Origin of the sequence: Marinomonas algarum (genome assembly GCF_020532605.1) — a bacterium.
GTDB lineage: Bacteria > Pseudomonadota > Gammaproteobacteria > Pseudomonadales > Marinomonadaceae > Marinomonas > Marinomonas algarum.
In genome coordinates, this window is record NZ_JAJATW010000003.1 from 12,202 (window position 1) to 39,189 (window position 26,988).

Below are 26,988 nucleotides of genomic sequence, written 5' to 3' on the forward strand. Positions count from 1 at the left end.
CAAAGAAGAGCTCGATAGAGCCTGCTGTCATGAGTTAGTAGATAGGATCGCCAGTTCCCTACGCCAGTATTAACTGGTTCAGGTTCAACGGGTTTAGAAGGTTCATTCCTTCAATCTCAGCTCGACAGAGCACCCCGACCAACATTTTCATTACTTATTCTGTGTCACATTAAACACAACACAGAACATCATTTAATCAATAATTTCGAAAATCATGCCCTTAACAAAGCAGTATGTCAACACTCCAATCAGTGCAAGCTTGCACCACTCTTGTTAAACACAATTTTCTCTACATCGGTGAAACGCTCTGCAAAATGTACCGTCATACCGTCTTTGACCGAATCAGGTAACTCTTCAAAATCACAACGATTAGGCTCTGGCAAAATAACTTCGCTGATTTTACTGCGTTTTGCCGCAATAATTTTTTCACGTATACCACCAACCGCCAGCACCTGCCCCGTTAATGTCAACTCACCGGTCATGGCCAAACCTCGGCGAACAGGTTCATTTCGCGCCAAAGACATCAAAGCGGTTGCCATAGCCACACCTGCACTTGGGCCATCTTTTGGCGTTGCGCCTTCGGGCACATGTAAATGCACTAGGCTGCTATCAAAAAACTCAGGCGCTTTTTGGTAGCTTTTGGTGTGCGAAAACACATAAGAATAAGCAATGTCTGCCGACTCTTTCATCACTTCGCCAAGCTTACCCGTCAATTTTAGACCACGTGTTAAATCGTGTACTTTACTGGCTTCAATCGGTAAGGTGGCGCCTCCCATAGAAGTCCATGCCAAGCCGGTGACCACACCAACTCCCTGCAAGGTTTTCTCTGGTCGAAAATAAGGCATGCCTAGTAAAGTCTCAACATCTTTAACGCCCACACTAATGTGTTCTTTTTCACCGGTTATAAGAGACACCACACTTTTACGTAAGATTTTTTGCAGCAACTTATCCAAACCACGAACACCCGCTTCACGCGCGTAATGCTCAATAATATGGCGTAAAGCGGCATCGGTTATGTTTAATTGTTTCTTTAGAAGTTTGTTCTTTTTGAGCAGTTTAGGCCACAAATGCTGTTTTGCTATAGCAAGCTTTTCATCACCGATATAACCCGATAAACGAATAACATCCATACGATCCAATAACGGCGATGGAATCGTGTCCAGCTGATTTGCAGTGCAAATAAACAAGGCCTTCGATAAATCAATTCGCATATCTAGATAATGATCTAGAAACTCGCTGTTTTGTTCTGGATCCAATGCCTCGAGTAACGCAGAAGCAGGGTCACCCTGAAAAGAGTTGCCGATCTTATCGATTTCATCCAGCATGATGACAGGATTTTCCACTTCCACATCTTTTAATGCCTGAACAAATTTACCTGGCAATGCCCCAATATAGGTTCGTCTATGGCCTTTTATCTCAGCTTCATCTCGCATACCACCTAAACTGAAGCGATAAAACTTACGATTTAAGGACGCCGCAACCGATTTACCGATCGAAGTTTTCCCCACACCAGGCGGACCTACCAACAATAAGATCGAGCCTCCCATTTCACCACGATGGGCTCCCAGAGCAAGGAACTCGACAATACGGTCTTTAATGTCCCCCACCCCTGCGTGATGAGATTCTAATGTCTCTCGTGCAAGCGCAATATCAAGATTATCTTTTGAATGGACACCCCATGGTAAAGACGTCGCCCAATCAAGGTAGTTGCGCGTTACGCCGTATTCTGGCGAGCCAGTCTCTAAAATGCTTAATTTGTGCAGTTCATCATGAATTTTTTCTTCAACAGCTTCGGGTAATACCTTATTTTCCAATCGTTCTTGAAAGCTTTCCACGTCTGACGTGCGGTCATCTTTTGAAATTCCGAGCTCTTTTTGAATGATTTTCAACTGCTCTTTTAAGAAAAAGTCTCGTTGATGCTTACTGATTTTGTCATTCACTTCCGCACTGATTTCATTTTGTAAACGTGCAATTTCTAACTCTTTTTTCAGTAGCGTCAAAGCTTTATGCATACGTGTTTGCACCGACACTGTAGCCAACACGTCATATAAATCTTCCGCATCCGCAGAGGTGATCGAGGCGGCAAAGTCGGCCAACAGTCCGGATTCATTAAATGAAAAGCGCCCTAGGTATTGCTTTAGATCTTCACTGAATAAAGGGTTCAGACGAATCAACTGTTTGATTGCATCCAGGATGGCAATCGAATACGCCTTAGCCTCGTCTCCTTGTGACTTAACATCACTCAGATAGCGCACGCGTGCCAGATATGGGGCTTCTTCACTTAACCATTCAACTACTTCAAAACGTTTAACCCCTTGCGCAACAAACGTCAGTTTATCGTTTTGTTTTTCTGCTTTGTGTACACGTGCGACACAACCGATCGCACGAAACTCAGCGATTGTTGGGGCTTTTTTGGTTTTTTTATCTGCATACACTAACCCTACGGCTGCCTGCGGGTGTTCTGCAATACGCTCTAAGGTATCCTCCCATTGATCCGCATCCACCATAACAGGCTGTACTTGCGCCGGGAAAAAAGGTCGACTCGAAATGGGTAAAATATACAGGGTGTCAGGTAATACATCATCAGGCAAAGCCAAGCCTTTTGGGTCACTGATAACCACCTCGTTGTCTTCCTCGACCACCGAATCATCATCCTGCTCTTGCATTGTTTGCTCGTCTAAATAGAGTTCATCATCGCTCATAATAAAAATCTCAAAACGTGTATTAGAGACATAAAAACCTCTTCTCTTGTGTATCAATGGGCTTTTATGACTATTTTGGTTGTATATAAAATCTATGTAATGGCGATATGAACAAAAACAATGTCTTAAGCCGTTTTCCTAATCTCTTGCACACTTATTCTGCCCAATAAGCGCCTTTTTAATCCGTATAGGCAGAAAGTTAACCTAGTAGACAAGATTAATGATTTGGTCGCTTTTGACTTAGTGTTATTATAGAAATAATGATGTCTGTACTACTCAAGCATTTTTTCTATTTACCGTGACAAAAAGGAAAGCACCATGACGCGCGACGAGCTCCTTACTACCTACCCTGATATCCATGTGGTGACACACCCTTTTGTGAAGCACAAATTAACCAGTTTGCGTGACAAAAATACCAGCACACGCGAGTTTCGCATGTTAGTGGAAGAGCTGGGCACACTGATTGGCTACGAAGCAACCCGTGATATAGAAACCGTCGATATTGAAATTGAAACGCCTCTAGAAAAGGCCATGTGCCCAGTACTAAAAGGCAAAAAACTTTGTATTGTGACCATCATGAGAGCAGGCAACGGCCTAGCAGAAGGCGTACTAAAACTGTCTCCTAGCGCACGAGTCGGGCATGTTGGCTTATACCGTGACCCAGAAACAAAGCAGCCCGTTGAGTATTATTTGAAAATGCCACATTCCGTCAACGAACGAACCATTATCGTTGTGGACCCTATGTTGGCAACGGGAAACTCTGCCATCATGGCAATTGATAAAATGAAAGAAATGGGCGCAAAAGACATTCGCTTTATCTGCTTGTTTGCAGCCCCCGAAGGCATTGAAGCATTTAAGGAAATTCACCCTGATGTGGCTATGTATATCGGTGCGATTGATCAAGGCCTAGATGAAAACGCCTACATCCGTCCTGGTGTTGGTGATGCCGGTGATCGTATTTACGGCACACGCTAAGTATTGACCTTCCCCCTATGATGACGCTGTCTTCTAGGGGGATTTCATTTTTTTATACGTTCTACATCCTCAAAGCAAACAATATTGAGTTGAAAAACATTATTTGTCCAAGGCTTAAAATCTCACCTGAACGACTAACTTTTAAGCGCTAAAAAAGCCCCAGCACTGGCCATAATCCCCCCTGCGGTTCGATTCAAAGACTTCATTGAACGCTCTGATTTCAACAAACGTTTTGCCTGTGAAGCACTGGTTGCAATCAGCATTAACCCTAGAAATAAAGCGACAAATGCAAGTACTGATGCCAAGACAATATCACCGGCACTTAATACTGTGAGATCCATAAAAGTGGGTAAAAAAGCCACATAAAAAAGAATTACTTTCGGGTTAGAAGCAGAAATCATAAACCCCTGTATAAAACTGGCAATGTCGGTTTTAGCGCCCTTCTCTTTTTCGACAGACGCAGGGGATACCGGCGCAGTCCACATTTTCCACCCTAGATAAATAAGATAAGTCGCCCCTGCATAACGAATAACAAGAAAGAGCACTTCCCAACTCGACGCAATCGCGGCCAAACCAAAGCAGGCCATCACTAGATACACAATATCACTGCACACCATACCCACACTCAAAGATACACTGGCACCAACGCCCTTTGTCATACTTCTCGCCAAAATAGCAAACACACCAGGCCCAGGCGTGATACTAAAAATAAAAATAGCTAAAAAGAACGTAATTCCACTTTCTAATGTCATGTCTTTTACTCCCTTATTCTGTGACACCACAGCCAGCTAATACCATACGAGTAATAAAATCCTTGGCATCGTTATAGTCCGTTTCTTCCAAGGTGTCTTTTTGCAGTAAAATTTTCACTTGAGCGTCAAAATCTGCATAGGTTTGTGTCATTGCCCAAATACTAATAAACAAATGCTCTGTTGATACCGGCTGCATCAGACCCTTTTCTACCCAATGTTGAATAGTGGCTTTTTCTCGACTTAACTCCGTCACAAAAAGTCGACGCAAATAATCAAGTACAAAGGCCTCTTCACCAATGAGCGCCATTGCAAATATTTTTGACGCATTTTTATTCGTACGGGATTGGTCTATTTTTTCACTAATGTACCGCGTCAGATTTTTTTTAGGGCCCTCTTCAACATTAAATTCACTGACTGAATGCAGCCAAAGTCGCAAGATACGCTCTAAAACCGCTTCCAACAGATCTTTCTTAGAACGGTAGTAATAATGAATATTGGCCTTAGGTAATCCTGCTTCATCAGCAATCATTTGTGTGGTGGTTTTAGCCAAGCCTTGACGCGCAAAGACACGCTCAGACGTTTCTAGAATATGCGTCTGATTTTGTTCTCGAATGTGTGCTTTAAGCTGATCTTTTGGTCGTTTTACGTTACTCAAGGGACAAGCCTCACTGTATTTTCTTATTACAAAGGGGGAATATCGAAAGCATCCTGTTCGATAACAAAGAAGAGTAACATTATTTACTGCGAGTGTTTCTAAAATAGAAAGCTTGGGGCAACAAGTACATAAAAGATACGTGTATTACAATATAAAATAGAAAAGGCCAGCAGGGGGAAAGCTGCTGGCCTTTAGTCATTATTGCATCACTCTCGTGGTTACACGATAGAGAACAATACTGCTTAGAACTGGTTCATTGTGTTGTCTTTACCAGAAGCTTTCAGAGCTTGCGCACCTGAGAAGTATTCTTTGTGATCATCACCCATGTTAGAACCAGACATGTCTTGGTGTTTAACACAAGCTAAACCTTGACGGATCTCTTTACGCTGAACTTCTTTTACGTAGCCTAGCATGCCCATTTCGCCGAAGTAATCTTTTGCTAGGTTGTCAGTAGACAAAGCAGCAGTGTGGTACGTTGGCAAAGTGATCAAGTGGTGGAAGATACCCGCTTGCGCTGCTGCATCTCGTTGGAAGCAACGGATACGCTCATCCGCTTCAGCTGACAATTCAGTGTCATCGTATTCACTAGACATCAAGTCAGCACGGTTGTAAGCAGAAACATCTTTACCTTCTTCAGCCCAAGCATCAAATGCTTGTTGACGGAAGTTTAATGTCCAGTTGAAGGATGGGCTGTTGTTGTAAACAAGTTTCGCATTTGGCGCTGCTTCGCGGATACGAGAAACGATAGACGCGATTTGGCCAATGTGTGGTTTCTCAGTTTCGATCCACAATAGATCAGCACCGTTTTGCAATGAGTTGATGCAATCCATTACAACACGGTCTTCACCAGTATCAGGCTTGAAGCGAACCAAACCATTTGGCAAACGTGTTGGCTTGATCAAACGATCACCTTGTTTAATCATCATGTCGCCTGATTTCATTTGATCAAGAGAAGTTACTGTCTCGCCGTCAATGAAAGCATTGTACTGGTCTGCAAGATCACCAGGAGTTTGAGATACTGGGATTTTTTGAGTCAAGCCAGCACCCAAGGAGTCAGTACGAGCAACGATAACACCGTCATCAACACCCAACTCTAGGAAAGCGTAACGAACTGCATTGATTTTCGCTAAGAAATCTTCATGTGGAACGGTTACTTTACCGTCTTGGTGGCCACACTGTTTCGCATCAGATACTTGGTTTTCGATTTGGATACAGCAAGCACCCGCTTCAATCATTTTCTTAGAAAGCAAGTAAGTAGCTTCTTCGTTACCAAAACCAGCATCGATGTCAGCGATGATTGGCACAACATGTGTTTCAAAGTTGTCGATACTCTCTTGAGCTGCTTGTTCAGCCGCTTTATCACCCGCTTCACGAGCATCATCTAACGCTTTGAACAAGTGTTGTAGTTCACGAGCATCGGCTTGCTTCAAGAAGGTGTATAGCTCTTCAATCAACTCTGGAACAGATGTTTTTTCATGCATAGACTGATCTGGAAGAGGACCAAACTCAGAACGCATTGCGGCTACCATCCAACCAGATAGGTATAGGTAACGGCTGCGAGTTGAACCAAAATGTTTTTTGATAGCGATCATTTTTTGTTGACCAACAAAACCGTGCCAGCAGCCCAAAGACTGAGTGTAGTTTGCTGTGTCAGCGTCATAGTTTGCCATGTCTTCACGCATGATTTTTGCAGTGTACTTAGCAATATCTAGACCGGTGTTAAAGCGGTTTTGAAGCTGCATTCTTGCAACGTATTCTGGGTTAATCGCCGCCCAGCTTGTGCCTTGTTGCTTGATTGTTTCGCCAGCTTGTTGTGCTTTATTTTTGTAAGTTTCCATTCTCTTTCTCGCTCTTTTTTGGTTGTATCAATCGGTTATTTACACATGCTATTTACAGAAAATAGCGATTAAGCTTGTTTTACTTTTACTCGGTAGGCATGAAGCAATGGTTCGGTGTAGCCATTTACTTGCACAACCCCTTTAAAAATCAGATCTTGCGCTGCTTTAAACGCAAAGCTATCTGAATTTGACGCCATAGGTTGGTAGCCTGCGGTGTCTTTGTTCTGTTCATCAACGACTTTCGCCATACGTTCCATAACGGTGTCTATCTGTTCTTTAGTACACAGCCCATGCAGCAACCAGTTTGCTAAATGCTGACTGGAAATTCGCAGTGTCGCTCGGTCTTCCATTAGGCCAACGTTGTTAATGTCAGGCACTTTAGAACAACCAACGCCATCTTCTACCCAGCGAACAACATAGCCCAATAAACCTTGAACGTTGTTTTCAATTTCACGCTCAATCACCTGGCTCGACAAAGTCATATTGCTAGGAATAGTAGGAATCGTTAGCAAGTCAGTTAAGTTCGCTTGCGGACGCGCTTTTAGCTTATCCTGCACATCAAAAACATTGACTTGGTGATAATGCAGAGCGTGCAGTGTGGCCGCTGTTGGCGATGGTACCCAAGCAGTGTTTGCACCGGCTTTTGGATGACCAATTTTTGCTTCCATCATCGCGGCCATGTCATCTGGCATCGCCCACATACCTTTACCTATTTGCGCCTTACCTGGTAGACCACAACGTAAGCCGATATCAACATTTCGATTCTCGTAAGCTTGAATCCATGGCTGTGTTTTAATCTGATCTTTCGGTAAAAATGGGCCCGCTTGCATGCTCGTGTGAATTTCGTCACCCGTACGGTCTAGGAAACCCGTGTTAATAAAGAACACACGAGATTTTGCCTGACGAATACACTCTTTTAGGTTAACGGTGGTACGACGCTCCTCATCCATGATGCCAATTTTGATGGTATCTTGAGCAAGGCCTAACATTTCTTCTACACGGCTAAACAGTTTACAGCTAAAAGCCACTTCATCTGGTCCGTGCATTTTAGGTTTCACAACGTAGATACTACCAGTACGAGTATTACGTAGCCCTTCAGTACGTTGAAGATCTAAGGCACCAATTAACACGGTAACCACAGCATCCATGATGCCTTCAGGCACAAGGGCACCGGACGCGTCTCTCATTAGATCGCTGTCCATTAGGTGGCCAACGTTACGTACCAGTAGAAGAGAGCGACCGTGCAGACGGTATTCGTTATTGTGTAAATCTGTAAAAATACGATCGTTGTTCATGCGACGGGTGTGCGTTTTACCGCCTTTCTGGAAGCGCGCTTCCAACGTACCTTGCATCAAACCTAACCAGTTACGGTAAACTTCAATTTTGTCTTCCGCATCAACCGCGGCAACAGAATCTTCGCAGTCCATAATGGTGCTAAGAGCAGACTCAACCACAATGTCGTTGATATTGGCTTTGTCTTTTGAGCCATTTGGACCATTGCGATCAAACTGAATCTCAACATGCAAGCCATTATTTTTTAGCAAAACAGCCTCAGGTTCACTGCGTTGTCCGTTCACACCAACTAGTTGATTAGGCTGCTTTAGGCCGGCCTGACTGCCGTCCTCGAAGAAAGCCAACAGGTGGTTGTAATACACCATGTAGCTGCTCACATCTTGGTGAGAACCTGTTTCTAATGGAAACGTTTCATCTAGAAAAGCTTTCGCTTTGGCAATAACCGCATCACCACGAGCAGGGTTATAACCTTTGTCTGTTTCCAAACCGTCTGTTTTAGCGATTACGTCTGTACCGTAAAAGGCATCGTATAAGCTACCCCAACGAGCATTGGCGGCATTGAGAGCAAAACGAGCGTTTTTAACAGGAACCACTAGCTGAGGGCCTGCAAGGTCAGCAATTTCAACGTCAACATTCTCAGTCGTGATCTGGAAATCGTCACCTTCTTCAACAAGGTAACCAATTTCACGTAAGAAGGCTTCGTATGCTTTAATGTTAATCGGTTGATCTTTGTTGGCTAGGTGCCAGTGATCAATCTGCTCTTGCATGCTGTCGCGAGTCGCCAGCAATTGACGATTGATTGGGGCCAGATCAGAAACAAGCTTTTCAAGATCTTGCCAGAATTTGGTTGGCTCAATGGCATGAAGGGGAAGCACTTCTTCGTTGATGAAGTTGCTAAACCCAGGGTGGATAGCACTGTTGTTGTTAGGTGAAGGCATATTCATCTCGCTTTCCTTTTCTAGTGAGCTTTATTCTTATCTTTATTTTGTAGCCAGAGAAAAGTTATTAAGAACTCTTCCCCGATTGCTTGATAAACAGCTTACGCCCAACTAAGATGAAATTTCACAATAAGAATTACACAGTGTAAATTTTACAAAAATGAAAAACAAAAACAGCTTAAATCGCAAAGCTCATTTTTTGGGCACTAAGATCCGCAACCTCCGTAAACGCAACCGTTTGACGATGGAGGACCTGTCCTCACGATGCATAAAAATCGACCCAGAAAGTGCACCTTCTGTGTCTTATTTGTCGATGATTGAAAGAGGCAAACGCATTCCAAGTGAAGATGTTCTAGAGGTCATCGCGAACGTCTTCCAGAAAAAAGTGGACTGGTTTCTCGATGATATACCTGAGGAAGACGCCATCGTTCCGTCAAAAGGCTCTGGTGGTGGCATCAGTGGTATGGCATTAGAGCCTAATTTTTTGTTCTCAAAAGATATATTACAGATTGCTATTCCTGAAATGTTGTCACAGACCGGCACAAGTGGTCGTCAGTTTGCACATCTGCTCATCCGAGCCCACCAAGAGCACCACCAGAACCATTTTCCAGATCTGGAGCGCGCTGCGGAAGAAGTAGGGCTAAAACGCTTACCCTTAAGCCTAGAAGACCTTGTTGCCATCACCAAACAAATGGGATTACAAATCAAATGGTTTAGAAAAACACCCGCTGCTGTGATCAAAGAAATTGGCGCCAACCAAAATAATGTGGTGACCTCGTTCTTTGATCCACCTAACACGATCTATATTAATCAGATCATGAAAGCGCAACCTCACCGTTTAAAATACAACTTAGCGGTTCACATTGGTCATACCGTATTACATGACAAGGATGGTGCGAAAAACATTCTTGTCACTGGACGAAACGAGATCTCACCGCTGCAAGCCAAAAGCGACCCTATTCAGTCATCGGGTATGGATGCTCAAGATATCTTATATGCTTGGAGAGACTTTGAGTGTAGCTTTTTTGCCGGCGCCCTACTGTGCCCTAAAGTGCCTTTTCGACAAATGCTCGATCGTAACGGTTATGAAATCAATACGGCCCAACTCGCTGGTGTCTCTGAATCCGTTGCCATGCGACGTATGACAGCGGCGTCTCCCTATCCTCACTGGCACTATTTTGATGCCTATGCACCAGGTAAACTCAAAGCCGTGTATCGTGGAAACGGTATCCCCTTACCCTGGGGCAATATGAGCTTAGTAGAAGACCCCTGCCATCACTGGGCCGTCTTCCGTAAAATCAACGAACAAAGCTCTGGTTCATCCGCTCAGATATCGATCTTAAACGTTGCCGACGAACCGCGTATTTATGCATGTGAATCCATTAAGGTGGCAGATCTAGCAGGAAACAGCCATGTCATTTGCTCCGGTATTGACCTTAATCCTGCCATCGCGGCACAAGGGCGGGATGCCATTGCCATCGCCAATGACCTTAAACAAGCTTGTGTTTCTGGCGGCGGTTCCTCCCATATCCCCAAGAGCATTAAGAAAGACCTAATGAGTGTCGCCAAGATACTCAATATCAATTGGGTTGAACGAGGAATAGAAAGCGACGCGAGGTTAATTTGCTCTCGAGGTGCCGTTTGCCCACGATCACCCAGTTGCTATAAACAATGCGGCCATCATTAGTCGCTAATATCAGGTAAGAAACGAAGCAAGAACGAAACAACTTGACAACTTTTACAGGAAAATGCCGATTATACGTAATCAGGTCTATCGGAACGGCCAAACACGTATTAAAATTGGCATAAATTCCCTCCCTTTAGTAAGGATCTTTCATGACTTTGTCGACCGGTAAGCCAACTAACGTCGTAGTGGTTAGTAACTCTTCCGATAATCCATTTGCTATTGATATTGCCTATGCCATGGGTCAATACGATGACATCGCTGATTTAATTAGCATGAAGCAATTCATGAACTCTGAATTTTGCCCTCGTTTTATTTCAGACGAGGCTGATTTCGATAACATTGGTCGCAAACTTAAGGGTAAGGCGGTCATCATTGTCAGTACTGGCAGTCACGTTAAAAGCCGTCAAGAACTTGCCATGTCAAACTTAATCATTGCGCGTGCAGCAAAAGAAAATGGGGCGGAACGCGTTATTCTTGTTGAGCCTGATTTGTTTTACAGTGCACAAGACCGCGGCCCTCACCTTGACCTTGGTGAAACCAGCTTCGAACGCGATGTAAAAGATGTGAAGAAGTTTGATGGTCAGCCTTTTACCGCCAAACTGTACGCTCAGCTGTTGAAGCTATCCGGTGTGGATACCGTTATGACGATTCACAACCACTCTGATTCCGTGCAGAAAATGTTTAACGAAGTGTTTGAAGGTGATTTCCATAACCTTATCCCTTATGAAATTTATGCGCACTATTTACTAAACTCCAATATTTTGGACTACGGTGAAGACGGTGAAGGTCTTGTACTGTGTGCACCAGACAAGGGTGCTCGCGATTTCGTTAAAGAAATGTTTAATACGCTTGGTCTAACCAAAGCCAAATTCATCATGCTTGATAAAGAGCGTACCGATGAGCGTAAAGTTGAAATTACGCTACACAGAGAAAGTGAGCACACCTTTGATGGTTTAGATGGCGCGAGTATCGTGTTGTTTGACGACATGGTTCGTACCGGTTCAACGGTCGTAAAATCTTGCCAGTTCTTGCAGCAGATCAATCCAAAACGCATGGTCTTTGCCGTGTCACATTTTTATGCAAGCGATGAAGGCCGCGAACGTATGGCACACCCAGCGTTAGGCGAGATTCTTACTTTGAACACTCTGCCGACTATTCTCAATCGTGATGAACAAGGCCGTCTACGTAAGAAGATGGTTGTTCTTAAGATAGAGAAATGGCTGGCTCAAGAGTTATGCAACATTCTTGAATTGCCTCAAACCCAAGAAGCCAATCCATACAAGATCGATATGTCTTCTAAAAACCCTCGCTTTAAACGCAAAATTTGGTTTAGTGAAGAGTTATCTGAGCTTCAAGGTCACTAATGTCATAAATTGGCTCTATTGATTCTCTTCGAATTAGTGAGCTGCTTTAATGAAAAAAAGACCCAACATATCAGTATGTTGGGTCTTTTTTCTTGATGCATTTTGCTGTGATCATGCGTGAAAATTAAGCAGTAATAAGTCTTTGATCTTACGATCGACTTCGGCAACACCCGCCGCATCAAAATCCGCTTTTTCAACGTCATAGAGGAAGGGCTTCAACTCACGCAGTTTCTTAATAGCTTGCGGGTCTTCGGCCAACAACACAGCCGTATAAGAAAACGCATCATAAAAGGCGAATGCCTCTTCACGTAGCGCGTTTAAGTATGAGTCAACGGCCTCATCGCCAAAGACTTGCTTTATGGCGGTAACAGCACCAAAAACAGCAGCGCCTTCACACAGAACCAGCGTCTCTTTGCTGCCAATTCCAACCGGAAACTGACCACGTACTAACTCTTGCATCACGTCTGCTAACATCATGACGTCATTAGTGAATATTTTGTCTGGCATTTGAATCTGATAACGGAAAGGTTCATCTGGGAATGAAAAGACGGCTCCCGGTTTACTTATGTCATCACGAACAACAAAACCATCAAACTTTGCCTCATTCGCTGCTGGGCCGAAAAGAAATTCAACCGCTGGCAACCAAGCCGAGCGAAGCTTGTCTAGCTTACTAACCTCTGCTAAGTGAGTGTCTGTCACAATCTCATCCTTATCTTTTCTAAAAAGAAGTCACATGCCCTATGGGAAACATAGGTGCTTTTTTGATGGGAGAAACCTTATCATAATGAAAGAAGTCAAACAGTCATCCACCATCAAAAACTCCCTAAATATACGCCTGTAGAGCCTGACTCAGATCAACTGAACAAAAAGTCAGCTTAAACAAAGTAAAAAATTGATGGCTTTGTCTTAACAAAAGTACAAACAAATAAGTGATATAACCTTTTACTTAATTGCAACGGTAAGTTACTTTTGTTGATTATGATGTGTATTTTTCTTCATCGTCGGTCACGTTTAACTCGCGACAAAGGATTGTTTAATTGAAAAATATTGAGTTAAAGTCGTATTACGCTTTTATAGTTTCTGTTGTCTCTTTTGTCATTATTCTTTCTTTGGGCGTCTCTTGGGCACAATCTAATCACCAAGCGATGGTTCGTCAGCAAGAGTTCTTGTTAAGCAGCATTTCTCGAACACAAGCATCGATTTTAGAAAGACGTCTTTCTGCTGCATTCACATCAGCGCAAATACTCGCCTATGAAGTGGAACAAAAACAAGGTGAAACAGGTTGGTTTGATATTTATGCCGAGAAACTCATCGAGTCAATCGGCGGTATCGAAAGCCTTCAGCTTGCCCCCAACGGCATCATTTCCAATATCTACCCTCTTGAAGGGAATGAAGCCGCTCAAGGTTTGGATATTATTACAGGGCCGGCGTTTAAAAAAGAGGCCTCTCTCTCTATCAAAAATCGCAGTATGTTCATTATCGGCCCTGTTGCCTTGGTACAAGGTGGTGTTGCCGTCGTCAGTCGAACCCCTGTTTTTCTTAACAGGGACACAGATCAAGAACGGTTTTGGGGGTTTGCGTCAGCCGTCGTTTATTTAGACAACTTATTAAACGCAACTCAATTAAGACAACTAGAGAATGAAGATTATCAGTTCAAACTGACCCGTAAACACGCAGCAACACGTGAAGAGATTACTCTTTCTTCCTCCTCAAGACCGCTTGCCAAAGTGTCTGCTTCCACCAGTTTGATGCTTCCAGTGGGGACTTGGACGTTAAGTATCAGTCAACAATCCAATACAGATTTACCTCTGGGACAATTAAGAGGAATGGGAATATTACTTTCTGTTCTGATCGCCTTGTTACTGTCAATTTCCTTATACGCTATTTTAATTCAGCCCTTAAAACTACGCACTCAAGTCAAAAATAAAACAGCAGAGTTACAAGAACTCGCCTATAAAGACCCCTTGACTGGGTTAAAAAATCGCCGATTTCTTCAAGACAGTCTGGCTGGCATTCTAGACAACAACAAAAAACGTAAGCGAATGTCTGCCTTTATTTACTTTGATCTAGACAATTTCAAACGCATTAACGACACCATAGGTCACGATGTAGGCGATCAAATATTAATTATCGTTGGCAAACGGCTTAATGCGATTAAGGGACCACTGGATCTTGTTGTGCGACTTGGTGGAGATGAGTTTGGTATTTTGCTTGGCGACATAACCAATCCAGAGCAAGCCAGTGATCATGCAATAAAAATTCTTAACAGCGTTCGTGAACCCGCCTGTCTTGACCAGAAAAAGTATTCGTTAAGCACTTCTCTAGGCATTGCCATGATCCCCGAACATGGAAGTGACCTTGTGACCATTATGCAAAACGCTGACATGGCACTGTATCAGGCAAAATTGTCCGGTAAAAATCAGTATGCTTTTTATACTGAAGCAATGAAAATAGATACTCACGCGCTTATTGAGGCGGAAAACGATTTGGTATTGGCATTAGAGCGTAACGAGTTTGAAGTGTACTTTCAGCCTCAATTTAACCTACATACCGACGAAATTTTTGCCGCAGAAGCTTTAGTTCGTTGGAATCATCCGGAAAAAGGTTTGGTTTTTCCTAATGACTTTATCCCTATTGCAGAAAGTACCGGAAAAATTGTCGATCTAGGCTATTGGGTACTGGAAAACAGCATTGCTTACTTAGCACAGCGCAAGAAAGAGAAACGCCCCGATATCACCTTACATATTAATTTAGCCGCAGCCCAACTCGCTGACCCACACTTTGTTAGCCTGGTTGAGAATTTGTTAGAAAAGTATCAAGTACCCGCTCATCTAGTCGGCTTTGAAGTAACAGAAACGTCTATTTTAAAAGATGTGGTTCTCGCCAAGAAAATGCTTCAGTGCTTACAAGATATGGGAGTCTGTATTTCAATCGATGATTTCGGTACTGGTTACTCTTCTCTTTCTCAACTAAAAAATCTACCGGTTAATATGCTGAAGATAGACCGTAGCTTTGTGACCGATTTAGAGCACAACCCGGACGACTCTAAGATTGTTGAAGCCATTATTGCCATGGCGCACAAACTCAATGTCAAAGTATTAGCCGAAGGCATAGAAACACGCGCACAATGGCGAACATTAGAGGCCTTTCAGTGCGATTTCGGCCAAGGCTACTATGTTAGCAAACCCATCCCAGCAAAAGAGTTTAACCTTGGTAAACCGCTAATCCACTCTGATCCATAAAAAAACCCTAAAAGCATTCATCACTTTTAGGGTTTATTAATCCACTCAAATAACGTATTGGTTCGTTAAGACGCTAAGCAAATCGCTCTGCCGTGATTTTGCGCTTCCACCAACTCTTTGTGCAGACTGCAAATGGCTTTTTCATAATCTTCTTCGTTTACCACAAACTGCATGTCGACTTGACGCATGGATTGGTGCATAGCCAATACGTTTACATCTTGCTCCGCAATGGCTTTAACCGCCTTAGCTAACATACCTGTGGTTTTCATATCGCTACCAATGGCCGACACAATAGCGACTTTACGCTGAGTAATCTCTGCATCAGAAAAGCGCTCATGTAGCACACGCATCACACGCTTCAACGTTTTTAAGTTAATCGCCAAATAGTGTGTAATGGTATTAGCATTGATATCTTTAGCAATAATATGTGCATGAAATTGATTCAAGACTTTCAGAATACCACTGTCGAACAAATCAATATCGCCGGCCATATCTTGATCAAATAACTCGACGGCAAACACACCACGACAACCCGCAATAATTTCAACACAAGGCTCGTCACTGATGTAATCCCCTGTGATAAGGGTGCCAGTATGATCAGGCTCAAAGGTATTCTTCACACGCAATGCGATATCACTTTGACGCAAACCTTTTGCCGCTTTCGGGTGGATCGCTTCCATACCCAAGTTAGCGAGTTGATCTGCAACATCGTAGTTGGTTCGGCCAATAGGCACGGCTTTTGTTTCACCAACAAGGCGTGGATCAGCACTGCTCAAGTGAAATTCTTTATGGATAACCGCTTCATGCGCCTGTGTTAATACAGCAATGCGACTAAACGTCATCTCACTGTAGCCACGGTCAAACGTCGACATTAACCCAGTCTCACTGTGTGCATAACCCGTTGCAATCGGTAACTCTTTGCTTAAATCGATGCTTTTGAAGGCGTCAACAATACGTTCATCAAGTGACATATGACTCGGGCTGTTCCAACCTGTTAAATCAACAAACACCGCATTAACACCATCACGTTGCAATAAGTGCGCGGTATTCCAGGCGCTATGAGCTTCTCCCAAACTCGCCAGCATTTCTCGTACAGTGGCAAGGTGCTCACTGATGGAAAAATGACCGTGCTGACAAAGACGATGCAAGTCTTCTAGACACTCTTGGGCATCTTGAAGGCGACAATTAAGAAAATCATCTGCTTTTTGGCGAAGCGCACCCTCTTCAAACAGTTCATGGTTAATGTTTAACATCGCCGTACGAACATCTTGTAGAGCAGGAAACCAGTTTGTTTGCTGACGCTCTTGAGCAAACAAGGCAAACACACCCGCATCTCCCGTTTTTTTGTGCTCTAGTAATTTATCTGTCATGCCAGCGTAGGCAGAAACAACAAAAATACGCTGGTACATACTTTCGACTCGCGTCGGCTTAAAAATAATATTATCGCGAACGGAACGGTAGTCACTCATGGACGTACCGCCAATTTTTTCAACTGTATGTTGTCCCATCATTTACCCAATTTATCTAGGGGTCGAAAGCAATCTTCAACCGGAAGCCAAAACTGCCGCTATATTGTCACAAGGTTGCGGAAATTTTAAGCATTAATCGTAATTTTAAGCACCCAAACTGTGTTATGAAACACGCATTGCTCATGCCTGAAAAGAATAGAAAAGCGGAATAAATGGCGGGTGCTAAGAAGTTAGTGTGAAGGAAACCAAGAACAGCGTCATACTAATACGAGAATCTGTTCTTAGTTATATCCTTCGGTCTCTTTTGCTCCTGAGTAATCAGAAAATAAAAGAGAGAAAACGGATTGGTATCAACCTTAATCGATAAGCTCGTACGCGCCTTCGGCGTTGTGAACTTCTTTACCCGTAATCGGCGGATTAAACACACAAGCAAGCTTCAACTCTTTAAAGGCACGCAAAGTATGCGCATCATGCTTGTCTAATACATACACAACACCAGGTTTAATATGATGTTTCTGACCTGTCTCACGGCTTTCAACTTCACCTTCGCCCGATATGCAATAAACAGATTCAAGGTGATTTTGATAATGCATATCAAAGTCTTTGCCTTCATATATGGTCGTAATATGAAAAGAAAAGCCCATGTTGTCTTCTTTCAAAATAAGACGTGTGCTTTCCCAGTTATTTTCTGGGCAAACAACACGGCGTTCGGTTTTTTCGCATTCGGCTAAATCACGTGCAAACATTGTCTTTCCTTCTCTGCTTTTATCTTAAATCTTTGGTGCTTTCATCTCCCGCTTAGCACCAGTGTTAAACGGGAAATGTCTAAAGAATACTCAACACGTCGTGTTAATGGTTACACGGCAATGTCATAGTTTTCATCAAAGTAACTTTTCGCTTCTGGCATATCGTCTTCTTTTGCGCAGACTTCACGAATAGCGTTTTCTAAAATATCGATACCGTGTTTTAGGTCTTCATCGCTGATAATCAGTGGGCAAAGAAATTTAACCACTTGGTCGTCTGCGCCCGACGTCTCAATCATCAGACCATTTTGGAAACACTTTTTGGTGATTTTGCTGGCCAGCTCACCACTGACACAATTGATACCACGCATCATACCGCGACCTTGAAGGATAAAATTACCTTCACCAAATTCGTTCACGATCTCTTGTGTGCGAGAAAAAATGTAGTCGCCTTTGCGTTTAATGTCTTTCTCAAAGACATCGTCTTTCCAGTAGGTTTCAATCGCCGCTTTTGCCGTTACAAAAGCAAGATTATTACCGCGGAAAGTACCGTTGTGCTCACCTGGCTTCCACTCATCTAACTCTGGACGCATCAATACAACAGCAAAAGGTAAACCGTAGCCACTCAATGATTTCGACATGGTCACAATGTCAGGGGTAATACCAGAATCTTCAAAACTAAAGAAGGTTCCTGTACGACCACAACCAGCCTGAATATCGTCCACAATCAATAAAACACCGTGTTTTTTACACACTGTCTCAAGGTTTTTTAACCAGCCTGCACTGGCCGCATTAATACCACCTTCGCCCTGCACCGTTTCAACAATCACGGCTGCTGGTGTATCAACGCCACTGCTTGAATCAGACAAAACTTTATCTAAATATTCTGTGGTTTCAATACCATCACCTAGGTAGCCATCAAAAGGCACGGTTGATACACCGCCACCTAAGCTGGTGCCCGCTGCACCACGGTGATGAGAATTACCCGTCACGGATAACGCCGCCAAACTACAACCATGGAAGCCGTTCGTGAAGCTGATGATGTTTTCGCGACCTGTAACATTACGAGCCAATTTCAGTGCGGCTTCAACAGCGTTAGTGCCTGTTGGCCCTGTAAATTGAACCATGTATTGCAAGCCACGAGGCTCTAAAATGTATTGTTTGAAAGACTCTAAGAACTCACCCTTCGCTTTTGTGTGCATATCTAGACCGTGGCTAATACCATCTTCTAAGATGTACTCAACCAATTTCTCTTTGAAAATTGGGTTGTTGTGGCCATAGTTTAAGGTGCCAGCACCCGCTAAAAAGTCTAGGTATTTGTTTCCTTCCTGATCGAATAAGTGAGCACCCTTTGCGCGATGGAAAACACGAGGAAAAGAGCGTGCATAAGATTGTACTTCTGATTCGAGTTCGTCAAAAATTTTCATATTTTTATCATCCTTTAATAGACTAAATTCATAAGCGGTCGTCAATGGGAGCAAGCGAAACAAGGTTTCCAGCTCACTCAATGTTGACTTATAAAGAGAAGGGACCAATACGAACCAGATGCTCGGTATCGTGTTGTCCATTGAAGTGCGCATGCTGGTCAAACATTACAGACTCATTTAAAGAGGCGTCTAGTTGACTGGCAAGGCGGCGGAATAAGGCCCAAGAGCCATTATTCGAGGCAGTAATACTGGTTTCTATGTGATGCACATGAGAACAAGAAGGTCGCTCTAACAGCGATAAAATCATTCGTTTTGCAAGCCCTTGGCCACGCGCTTTTTCACTGACAGCGACCTGCCATACAAACAGGGTGTCAGGACGTTCTGGAATAAGATAACCCGAGACAAAACCGACCACTTCTCCTGAATCTAAACACGCTGCAACAGACGTTTCACGAAAGTGACTGGCTTGTAGCAGATTGCAGTAGGCAGAATTTGTATCCAGTGGTGGGCACGATGCCACTAATTGGTTCACAGCCATTCCATAAGAAGCATCTGGCGTAACAAACTTAATTTCTTTAGAACTCATAACAAAACCCATTAGTTAACGAATCATTCTTATTTCATAAAAATACAAATCAGATTATTGCTCTCAATAAAAGTAACTGATTTATATGAAATAAATATGACTAAGCATTTAATCAGGTGTAATTTAATTTGATGTCTAATCATTATACGTAAAAACAAAATAAAAGCCAGAAATTAATTAGAGAACAAAACATTTTTACTCTAAACACCTTTAAAACAAAGACATAGCGCACATTTTTAGAGCAGGCTTTTTGAGTTTTGCAACATAAGAAGTCAATTTTAGTTGCATCTGAGCAATGAAATTCGGAAAATCCAGCCCCTATTCGAAAAGCGACGGAATTTGTTGACTGACTTTGCAAGCCAGTTGCCTGATACAGGTGAGTATCCGACACAGGCAAGACTCTTTCCCCCCTTTCGAACGCTGTTTAGAAATCACGTTCAATCCTTTAGAAATAATTAACCAGAGATCATTATGACAAATAAAACCTCTATCCATGGCTCGTGGGCAAGCCGTTGGATCTTTATCCTTGCTGCCACGGGTTCCGCGGTCGGCTTAGGCAATATCTGGAAATTCCCGTACATCACAGGCGAAAATGGCGGTGGCGCTTTTGTCCTTGTGTATTTAGCCTGTATTTTATTGGTCGGTATTCCTATTATGATGGCCGAAGTGTTTATTGGTCGTCGTGCTCGAAAGAACCCTATTGATGCGATGAGCGATCTTGCGACAGAGTCAGATAGTCCTAAGGCTTGGGGACTCGTTGGCACGATGGCGATGATCTCTGGTCTACTCATCTTATCCTTCTACTCAGTGGTCGGTGGATGGGTACTGCATTATCTAAAGATTATGCTCTCAGGTGATATGATAGGAGCAACGTCGGCTCAAGCGGGTACCGCTTTTGATAACTTGCTTGCTGATCCGGCTATGCTGTTAGCTTGGCACACTCTCTTTTGTGCTATGACCGTTTCTGTAGTCGCAATAGGAATAAATAAAGGCATCGAAACCGCAACACGAATCATGATGCCAGCACTGTTTGTGCTACTCCTCGTACTACTTGGCTACGCGATCACGACGGATGGCTTTGCACAAGGCTGGGATTTCATGTTCAAGTTTGATTTTGACAAACTAACATGGGGTGCAGCTTTAATTGCTTTAGGGCACTCGTTCTTTACTCTTTCCCTAGGCATGGCAATTATCATGGCCTACGGTTCCTATATGACAAAAGACGCATCCATTGGCAAAACAGTATTAACCATAGGCATACTGGATACTCTCGTTGCCCTCGTCGCTGGTTTGGCTATTTTCCCAATTATCTTTTCAAATGGCATGGACCCTGCCGCTGGGCCTGGTTTAATGTTCATCTCTTTACCTGTCGCCTTTGGACAAATGCCATTTGGTCAGTTATTCGGCGTTCTCTTCTTTGTCCTTGTTGGCGTAGCCGCATGGACATCTGCTATTTCACTACTGGAACCCTCTGTTGCTTTCTTGGTCGAGCGTTTTGGGCTAAAACGCCCCACAGCAGCCATTGGAATAGGTGTGGGAATCTGGGCCTTAGGAATCGCCTGTTTAGCATCATTTAACTTAACATCGGATGTCACTTTCTTCGGCAAGAACACATTCGACTTCCTAGACTACATCACAGCAAACATCATGTTGCCATTAGGTGGTATCTTGACCGCTCTGTTTGCAGGCTGGGTTGTAAAAGCGAAATTCTCCCAAGATGAACTGCAATTACCAAGCGTCTTGTTTAAAGCTTGGAGCATTTCAGTGAAGTTTACCGCTCCTGTCGCCGTTGCTGTTGTCTTGTACTTTTTGCTTAACCCAATCAAATAAGAGCACTATTAAGTAAAAGCACTATTAAGTAAAAGCACTATTAAGTAAAAGCACAATCATAAAAAGCCTCACCTCTGCCAACCACAGGTGAGGCTTTTTTATTGGCAGTGATCTGAAAACGCCAAAACACCTTCTAATGCTTCTGAGTACACGCTCACTTGACCCACTTTTGTGTTGCCTGACTCATAAGCTGCGAGCCAAAAGCCAGCACCAATGGCCGTAACAGGCTTTTGCCATTGATCCATTTGTTCAATAATCTCTTCTGACGTTGCGGCTAATGCTTTATCACAAAACACAAGTACGGAATGTACAGCCGATTTAATGACGATCTCAGTCCAATCATTACTGTGATAAACGTTGGGGACAATCAAGCAAGATACGCCTTTGTCCAGCAACATTGCCGCTGACATATAACACCACAGAAGATGTTGTGAGGACCCGCCCGTAATAAGTACTTTTTTCGCGGCCCTTTGTTGGCCTTTAAATTGACTGACACGATGTATCAAGGTGCTCAAGATCACTGACTCACAAAAAGCCAATACTGACCCTTTGCCAAGTTGATCAAATACAGGCAGCAAGCCATCACGAATCGCAATTTCGGCAGGGTATTGAGAAAAAAGCTGTTGGCATAGCTGGGCCACTTTCTCTTCCTGAAACAACTCGGCCGCGGTGATAAGTCTTCTGCGCCAATCTTGCCATTCATTATCTGAATCGCGAGCAGAGAGCGTTGCACCGGTTAGGGTTTCCTGATCCAACAAGGCTCTCACTTTACTGACTGCAACGCCCTGTTGTATCCAACGCACAATGCCTTCGACGCGAAGCACATCCTCTTGATCATACAAACGATGTCCCTTGTCGGTTCTCTTGGGTTTTAATAACCCATAACGACGCTCCCAAGCTCGAAGCGTAACCGAGTTAACACCGGTTCTTAAGGATAATTCGCGAATAGGAAAACGCGCTTCATCTGTTTGCCCAGTAGAAGGCGTTGAAATAGTATGCGTCATTGTCTTGTCCACAGCTTACTTTTTGTTAACGTACTTTTATCTAATCGCATCTTGGCAGAAAATACTATACAAATATTTTTTTGTATAACTAGTTGCTTTTGTTGTACAGAATTATATATTGTATAAGAAAGTAATTCAGTGCTTAGGAGCAACCAAAATGGACAACCAAATCAGTCAACACCCCCCTCTCTTTGATGTCGCCATCATCGGCGCTGGACTCGCTGGTAGCCTGTGTGCGCATCTATTATCTGAGACAGGCTTGTCTGTTTGCGTCATTGATAAAAGCCGTGGCAGTGGTGGCCGTGCCAGTAGCAAACGCATCAATGATGAAGTCAGTTGCGATCTGGGTGCTACCTACGTAAAAACAACACACCCAGAAATATTGTCTCTGTTTAAGTCTCTCGAAGCGAAAAACATAGCTGCGCGCTGGGACCTTGTTTCCACTGACCAAACGCCTACTTTTGTGGGCACACCCAAGATGAGCAGCATTGCCCGTCACTGGCTCGGTGATACGCACTTTATGACCAATACAAAAGTACATCACCTAGACCAAGTCAATCTGACAACACCCGACAATGCAGACTCAGTGGCATGGCAAATACGCAACGACAAGTACCAAACTGTCGCCATAGCAAAGAAAATAGTTCTTACGGCACCTGCACCACAAACGGCCGCCATTTTGTCGACTCACAGCACACTGTCAGAGCCTCTTCAAATAACCAACCAAGCATGTGCTGGTTACCAATCTCAATGGGCAATGTGGCTAGAAACAGCACCGAGCCAGCAAAGCGCCTTTATCACCCCAGTTGACTCCCCTCTTAAAAAGCTCTTAAAAGACAGCGATAAACCCATGCGTCATAAAGAGTCTGTCGAACGCTGGGTGTTACAAGCTACCCCTGAATGGTCAAAACATTTTCTCGATCAAGACAAAGCCACGACCGCTGATGCATTAGTTCAAGCCTTTCAAGCAATCACAGCACTTCCAGTATTGCGTCATGGTGAACCGCATCGTTGGTTCTTAAGTCGATTTACCGGACATAAAAATGCGACCGCAGGTGTATGGTATCCAGCACAAAACCTTGGTTTAGCAGGTGATTGGCTCTGTCAAGGAAATGCTGAAGGCGCCTTGCTAAGTGCACTTTCTGTTATTGAACAGATGCAACTGAACCATACCACCACTTAGCGTTCATCTACTGACTGTCACCGCCTCTTGGAGGGATTTACTATGACAATTTTTCAGCATTCTCCAGATCACCTTGATCACAAGATCCCCGTTGGGATTAGCTCATGTTTATTAGGTGATAACGTCCGCTACAATGGTGGCCATAGTCACTCTGATTATTGCGACAAGGTATTAACCCAATATTTTGACTATCAAAAATTCTGTCCTGAGATAGCGGCAGGATTTGGTACGCCTAGACCGACCTTGCGCCTAGAAGGTGATCCTAACGCACCCAGAATGACGTTTAGCAAAAATTCAGAAGAAGATGTCTCTGATGTTTTTATGGCCGCTTCTGATAAATACTTAGCCAATCTTGCTCATTTAGACGGTTACATCTTAATGAAGAAATCCCCTAGCTGTGGCATGGAGCGCATCAAGGTATATCAAGAAAACGGCCATCCACATAAGCAACGCAGCAGCGGACTTTTTACAAAAGCACTGATGCAACGCTACCCATTGTTGCCGGTGGAAGAAGATGGACGGTTAAACGACCCTATGTTGAGAGAAAACTTCTTGTTGCGTGTTTTTACACACCATGATTTTCGCCACAGTGTTGATGAAAAGGCAAAAATGAAAGATCTAATCGCCTTTCATAGCCGTTATAAGTACATGGTAATGGCGCATTCACAACCGACTTACCGAAAATTAGGACAGATGTTATCGGGTAATGACACTAGATCTTTTTGTGCATTAAAAGAGGCGTATTTTGAGATGTTAATGACGACCTTCTCAAAACCCGCCAAACGCAAAAATCACTGCAATGTACTTATGCATCTTGTGGGTTATTTGAAACACGCGGTGGATGTGTCAGTCCGAAAAGATATTTTAGAAGTAGTCGAACAATATCGTCGCGGTGAAGTGAACTTGGCCACCCCCGTTACTTTATTGCACCATTATGTGAAACATTATGGCAGCGATTACATTAACCAACAAAGTTACTTTATCCCTTACCCTTCTCCACTTGGTATCCGTAATACGGTTTAAGGCACGACAAAGCATGAAGATCACTCACCTCGTTTGGCTGCGTAATGATCTACGCTGGACCGACAACCCAGCACTTTATTTCGCCTCTCTGGCTGCTCAATCAACAAACGACGGCATCGCGGTATTGGTGACTCCCACGCCAGCCCAATGGCGCGAGCACAACGAATCCGACGCAAAGAACAGTTTGCGCGCGGGTCTGATTAGCCACTTATCTAAAGCCCTTGCAGAGCGAGGTATTCCCCTTCATTGCTTAGACACAGACTCCTTTGAATCAGCGCCGAATCGTATTCGAGACTTTTGCCTAGAAAACAGCATCCAACATATTTGGTTTAACAGTGACATTCCTGTTCATGAGCAGCAACGAGATCAGGCTGTTTGCGCGTTATTAAACGAACACCATATAGAAAGCCATATCCAAGCCGCAGACTTACTTGTTTCTCAACCCGTGCTTAGCCAGCAAGGCACTCCCTTTAAAGTCTTCACGCCTTTCTTTAATAAATGGGTCACACTGCTCGCCCAACAAGATATCACGCCATTACCAGCACCGGAGACACAAGCACCCGCTCTTTCATGGGAACCGCTGCACTTTGACTGGGAAACAAAGTATCGCGACGATTTGTGGCCGGCAGACCAAGAGATCGCCAAACAGAAACTGTGGCAATTTTGCCATCATAAAGAGCGTCATTATCAAGCCAAAAGAGATTATCCCATTGAACCCGGTACCAGTACCTTGTCGCCTTACCTTGCTCTCGGCGCATTAGGGCCAAGACAATGTCTTGAAGCCATTTTCTATACCTGCAACCAAGAAGAAAAGCGCTGGCAAGACAGCATCTGGCTAAAAGAACTCGCTTGGCGTGATTTTTATCGTCAATTAATGGGACACTTTCCAACCTTGTCCATGAATCGTCCCTTTAAACCTGAAACCGATGCTCTCACATGGCGTCAAAACGAGAGTGAGTTTAAAGCGTGGTGTGAGGGTAAAACCGGCTTTCCCATTGTGGATGCCGCCATGCGCCAACTCAATCAAACCGGCTGGATGCACAATCGACTACGGATGATCACCGCAAGCTTTTGTACGAAATTATTGTTTGCCGATTGGCGACAAGGGGAAGCGTATTTTATGAGCCGATTAATTGACGGTGAGTTTGCTGCCAATAATGGCGGTTGGCAATGGAGTGCGTCAACAGGCTGTGACGCTGCCCCTTACTTTCGCGTCTTCAATCCAACCAGACAATCCGAGACCTATGATAAAGAAGGTGACTTTATTCGACGCTTTGTACCGGAGCTGGCCAAACTCGACGCTAAATCTATCCACAACCCCAAACCAGAACAACGCCGTCGTTGTGGTTATCCTGACCCAGTGATTGATTACAAATCGTCACGCCTGGCGGCTATCGCTGCTTTTGATGCTCTAAAAGGTAAGTAATAGGGTGAAAAGTGGGTATTTTGAGGCAAAAAAGCATCGAAATGTCCACTTTTGTTTTGAACTGTAATATTTTTTAAACTTCGCTTTTCCCCGCTTCAACAACGTCATATAATCCGTAAAAATTTTTAGGGGGTTATTGACGTTATGCCTGATTCACCACAACACCTACACGATGTCCTTGTTCACTTGCGACGCATCATTCGTGCAACCGATTTGCAATCTAAACGCGTGGTTAAAGCCTGTGGTTTAACTATTCCACAGATTATGGTTTTACGATCAATAGAAGAACTTGGGGACGTCACTGTACGCCGTATCTCTGACAGTGTTTCCTTGAGTCAAGCCACAGTGACGACCATATTGAATCGTCTTGAGGATCGAAAATTCGTTGAGCGCGTTCGCGGGCAAAAAGACAAACGCATTGTAAATGCTAGGCTCACGGTGGAAGGTAAGGCTATTCTAGACACTGCTCCTCCTTTATTACACGAAAAATTTGTTGATGAATTTGAATCGCTAGAAGGTTGGGAACAAACCCAAGTGTTATCCTCTTTGCAACGTATTGCCATGATGATGGATGCCGAGCACATTGATGCCGCACCTATGCTAGACATTAATTCCCCCACTATTTAGAACAATACTTCCCTTTTAAAAAATCTCTTTCACTCTTTAAGCCCGTCAATATAAGCAGAGTAGTAACCAGCGATAAACGCTTTACTCTTACTCTGCTGTCTCTGTTGTTTTTTGCTCGCTTTACTAACACCTTCTTGGTCAAAAATGTCTTTTTCCTGACAAAACGTCTTCATACTTTTCCCATATCTTTTGCTTAACTGTCCTTAAAGTTATTCACCTATTTC

The 26,988-nt window shown here is 43.6% G+C and carries 21 protein-coding genes and 1 riboswitch; of the genes, 9 read left to right on the forward strand and 12 right to left on the reverse strand.

Annotated elements, in window-relative coordinates; all coding sequences use genetic code 11:
* Positions 1–38: 38 nt before the first annotated feature.
* A riboswitch (TPP riboswitch) is annotated at positions 39–147 on the reverse strand.
* A gap of 101 nt (positions 148–248) precedes the next feature.
* Positions 249–2,702, reverse strand: coding sequence for an endopeptidase La (lon, locus tag LG368_RS03085; RefSeq protein ID WP_226753265.1), 2,454 nt, complete (start codon positions 2,700–2,702; stop codon positions 249–251).
* Positions 2,703–3,020: 318 nt separating this feature from the next.
* On the opposite strand from lon, the gene upp reads away from it, so the two are divergent.
* Positions 3,021–3,677 carry a uracil phosphoribosyltransferase gene (upp, locus tag LG368_RS03090; protein WP_226753266.1) on the forward strand — a complete coding sequence of 219 codons (657 nt, stop codon included), beginning with the start codon at positions 3,021–3,023 and terminating at the stop codon, positions 3,675–3,677.
* Positions 3,678–3,811: 134 nt separating this feature from the next.
* Here upp and LG368_RS03095 read toward each other — a convergent pair whose 3' ends face one another.
* The 4 genes from LG368_RS03095 to LG368_RS03110 form a co-directional block, all read right to left on the reverse strand.
* Positions 3,812–4,429 (reverse strand): LysE family translocator, encoded by a 618-nt coding sequence (locus LG368_RS03095; protein WP_226753267.1) that lies wholly within the window; start codon positions 4,427–4,429, stop codon positions 3,812–3,814.
* Positions 4,430–4,442: 13 nt separating this feature from the next.
* On the reverse strand, positions 4,443–5,084 hold the full coding sequence (locus LG368_RS03100) for a TetR/AcrR family transcriptional regulator (protein ID WP_226753268.1): 642 nt from the start codon (positions 5,082–5,084) through the stop codon (positions 4,443–4,445).
* A 242-nt stretch (positions 5,085–5,326) separates the two neighbouring features.
* Entirely contained in the window at positions 5,327–6,922 is a 1,596-nt protein-coding gene (locus LG368_RS03105; RefSeq protein ID WP_226753269.1) for an isocitrate lyase, read from the reverse strand.
* Positions 6,923–6,990: 68 nt separating this feature from the next.
* Positions 6,991–9,159, reverse strand: coding sequence for a malate synthase G (locus LG368_RS03110; protein ID WP_226753270.1), 2,169 nt, complete (start codon positions 9,157–9,159; stop codon positions 6,991–6,993).
* Positions 9,160–9,352: 193 nt separating this feature from the next.
* Here LG368_RS03110 and LG368_RS03115 point away from each other — a divergent pair, with 193 nt between their 5' ends.
* Positions 9,353–10,840, forward strand: a complete 1,488-nt coding sequence (locus LG368_RS03115) for a DUF3612 domain-containing protein (RefSeq protein WP_226753271.1) — start codon at positions 9,353–9,355, stop codon at positions 10,838–10,840.
* Between the two features lie 149 nt (positions 10,841–10,989).
* Positions 10,990–12,204: a ribose-phosphate diphosphokinase gene (locus LG368_RS03120; protein ID WP_226753272.1), complete on the forward strand. Its 1,215-nt coding sequence runs from the start codon at positions 10,990–10,992 to the stop codon at positions 12,202–12,204.
* A 111-nt stretch (positions 12,205–12,315) separates the two neighbouring features.
* On the opposite strand, the gene LG368_RS03125 is transcribed toward LG368_RS03120, so the two are convergent.
* Entirely contained in the window at positions 12,316–12,903 is a 588-nt protein-coding gene (locus tag LG368_RS03125) for a hypothetical protein (protein ID WP_226753273.1), read from the reverse strand.
* Positions 12,904–13,241: 338 nt separating this feature from the next.
* On the opposite strand from LG368_RS03125, the gene LG368_RS03130 reads away from it, so the two are divergent.
* The gene (locus LG368_RS03130; protein ID WP_226753274.1) at positions 13,242–15,446 is read left to right on the forward strand and encodes a bifunctional diguanylate cyclase/phosphodiesterase; all 2,205 of its coding nucleotides are present in this window, start codon (positions 13,242–13,244) and stop codon (positions 15,444–15,446) included.
* 65 nt (positions 15,447–15,511) lie between these two features.
* Here LG368_RS03130 and LG368_RS03135 read toward each other — a convergent pair whose 3' ends face one another.
* From LG368_RS03135 to ectA, 4 genes are all read right to left on the reverse strand, one after another.
* The gene (locus LG368_RS03135) at positions 15,512–16,954 is read right to left on the reverse strand and encodes an aspartate kinase (protein WP_226753462.1); all 1,443 of its coding nucleotides are present in this window, start codon (positions 16,952–16,954) and stop codon (positions 15,512–15,514) included.
* 317 nt (positions 16,955–17,271) lie between these two features.
* Entirely contained in the window at positions 17,272–17,661 is a 390-nt protein-coding gene (locus tag LG368_RS03140) for an ectoine synthase (protein WP_226753275.1), read from the reverse strand.
* 110 nt (positions 17,662–17,771) lie between these two features.
* Positions 17,772–19,085: a diaminobutyrate--2-oxoglutarate transaminase gene (gene ectB / locus LG368_RS03145; protein WP_226753276.1), complete on the reverse strand. Its 1,314-nt coding sequence runs from the start codon at positions 19,083–19,085 to the stop codon at positions 17,772–17,774.
* 88 nt (positions 19,086–19,173) lie between these two features.
* Positions 19,174–19,671 carry a diaminobutyrate acetyltransferase gene (gene ectA / locus LG368_RS03150; RefSeq protein WP_226753277.1) on the reverse strand — a complete coding sequence of 166 codons (498 nt, stop codon included), beginning with the start codon at positions 19,669–19,671 and terminating at the stop codon, positions 19,174–19,176.
* A gap of 471 nt (positions 19,672–20,142) precedes the next feature.
* Here ectA and LG368_RS03155 point away from each other — a divergent pair, with 471 nt between their 5' ends.
* Positions 20,143–21,501: a sodium-dependent transporter gene (locus tag LG368_RS03155; RefSeq protein WP_226753278.1), complete on the forward strand. Its 1,359-nt coding sequence runs from the start codon at positions 20,143–20,145 to the stop codon at positions 21,499–21,501.
* 98 nt (positions 21,502–21,599) lie between these two features.
* Here LG368_RS03155 and LG368_RS03160 read toward each other — a convergent pair whose 3' ends face one another.
* Positions 21,600–22,505: a MerR family transcriptional regulator gene (locus LG368_RS03160; RefSeq protein WP_226753279.1), complete on the reverse strand. Its 906-nt coding sequence runs from the start codon at positions 22,503–22,505 to the stop codon at positions 21,600–21,602.
* A gap of 157 nt (positions 22,506–22,662) precedes the next feature.
* Between LG368_RS03160 and LG368_RS03165 the strand changes: the two genes are divergently transcribed.
* From LG368_RS03165 to LG368_RS03180, 4 genes are all read left to right on the forward strand, one after another.
* The gene (locus LG368_RS03165; protein WP_226753280.1) at positions 22,663–23,688 is read left to right on the forward strand and encodes an NAD(P)/FAD-dependent oxidoreductase; all 1,026 of its coding nucleotides are present in this window, start codon (positions 22,663–22,665) and stop codon (positions 23,686–23,688) included.
* Between the two features lie 42 nt (positions 23,689–23,730).
* Positions 23,731–24,711, forward strand: a complete 981-nt coding sequence (locus LG368_RS03170) for a YbgA family protein (protein WP_226753281.1) — start codon at positions 23,731–23,733, stop codon at positions 24,709–24,711.
* Positions 24,712–24,724: 13 nt separating this feature from the next.
* The gene (gene phrB, locus LG368_RS03175) at positions 24,725–26,137 is read left to right on the forward strand and encodes a deoxyribodipyrimidine photo-lyase (protein ID WP_226753282.1); all 1,413 of its coding nucleotides are present in this window, start codon (positions 24,725–24,727) and stop codon (positions 26,135–26,137) included.
* Positions 26,138–26,281: 144 nt separating this feature from the next.
* Complete coding sequence (locus LG368_RS03180; protein WP_226753283.1) at positions 26,282–26,764, forward strand: MarR family winged helix-turn-helix transcriptional regulator; 483 nt, start codon at positions 26,282–26,284, stop codon at positions 26,762–26,764.
* A gap of 29 nt (positions 26,765–26,793) precedes the next feature.
* On the opposite strand, the gene LG368_RS03185 is transcribed toward LG368_RS03180, so the two are convergent.
* Complete coding sequence (locus LG368_RS03185; protein WP_226753284.1) at positions 26,794–26,937, reverse strand: hypothetical protein; 144 nt, start codon at positions 26,935–26,937, stop codon at positions 26,794–26,796.
* Between the last annotated feature and the right edge of the window lie 51 nt (positions 26,938–26,988).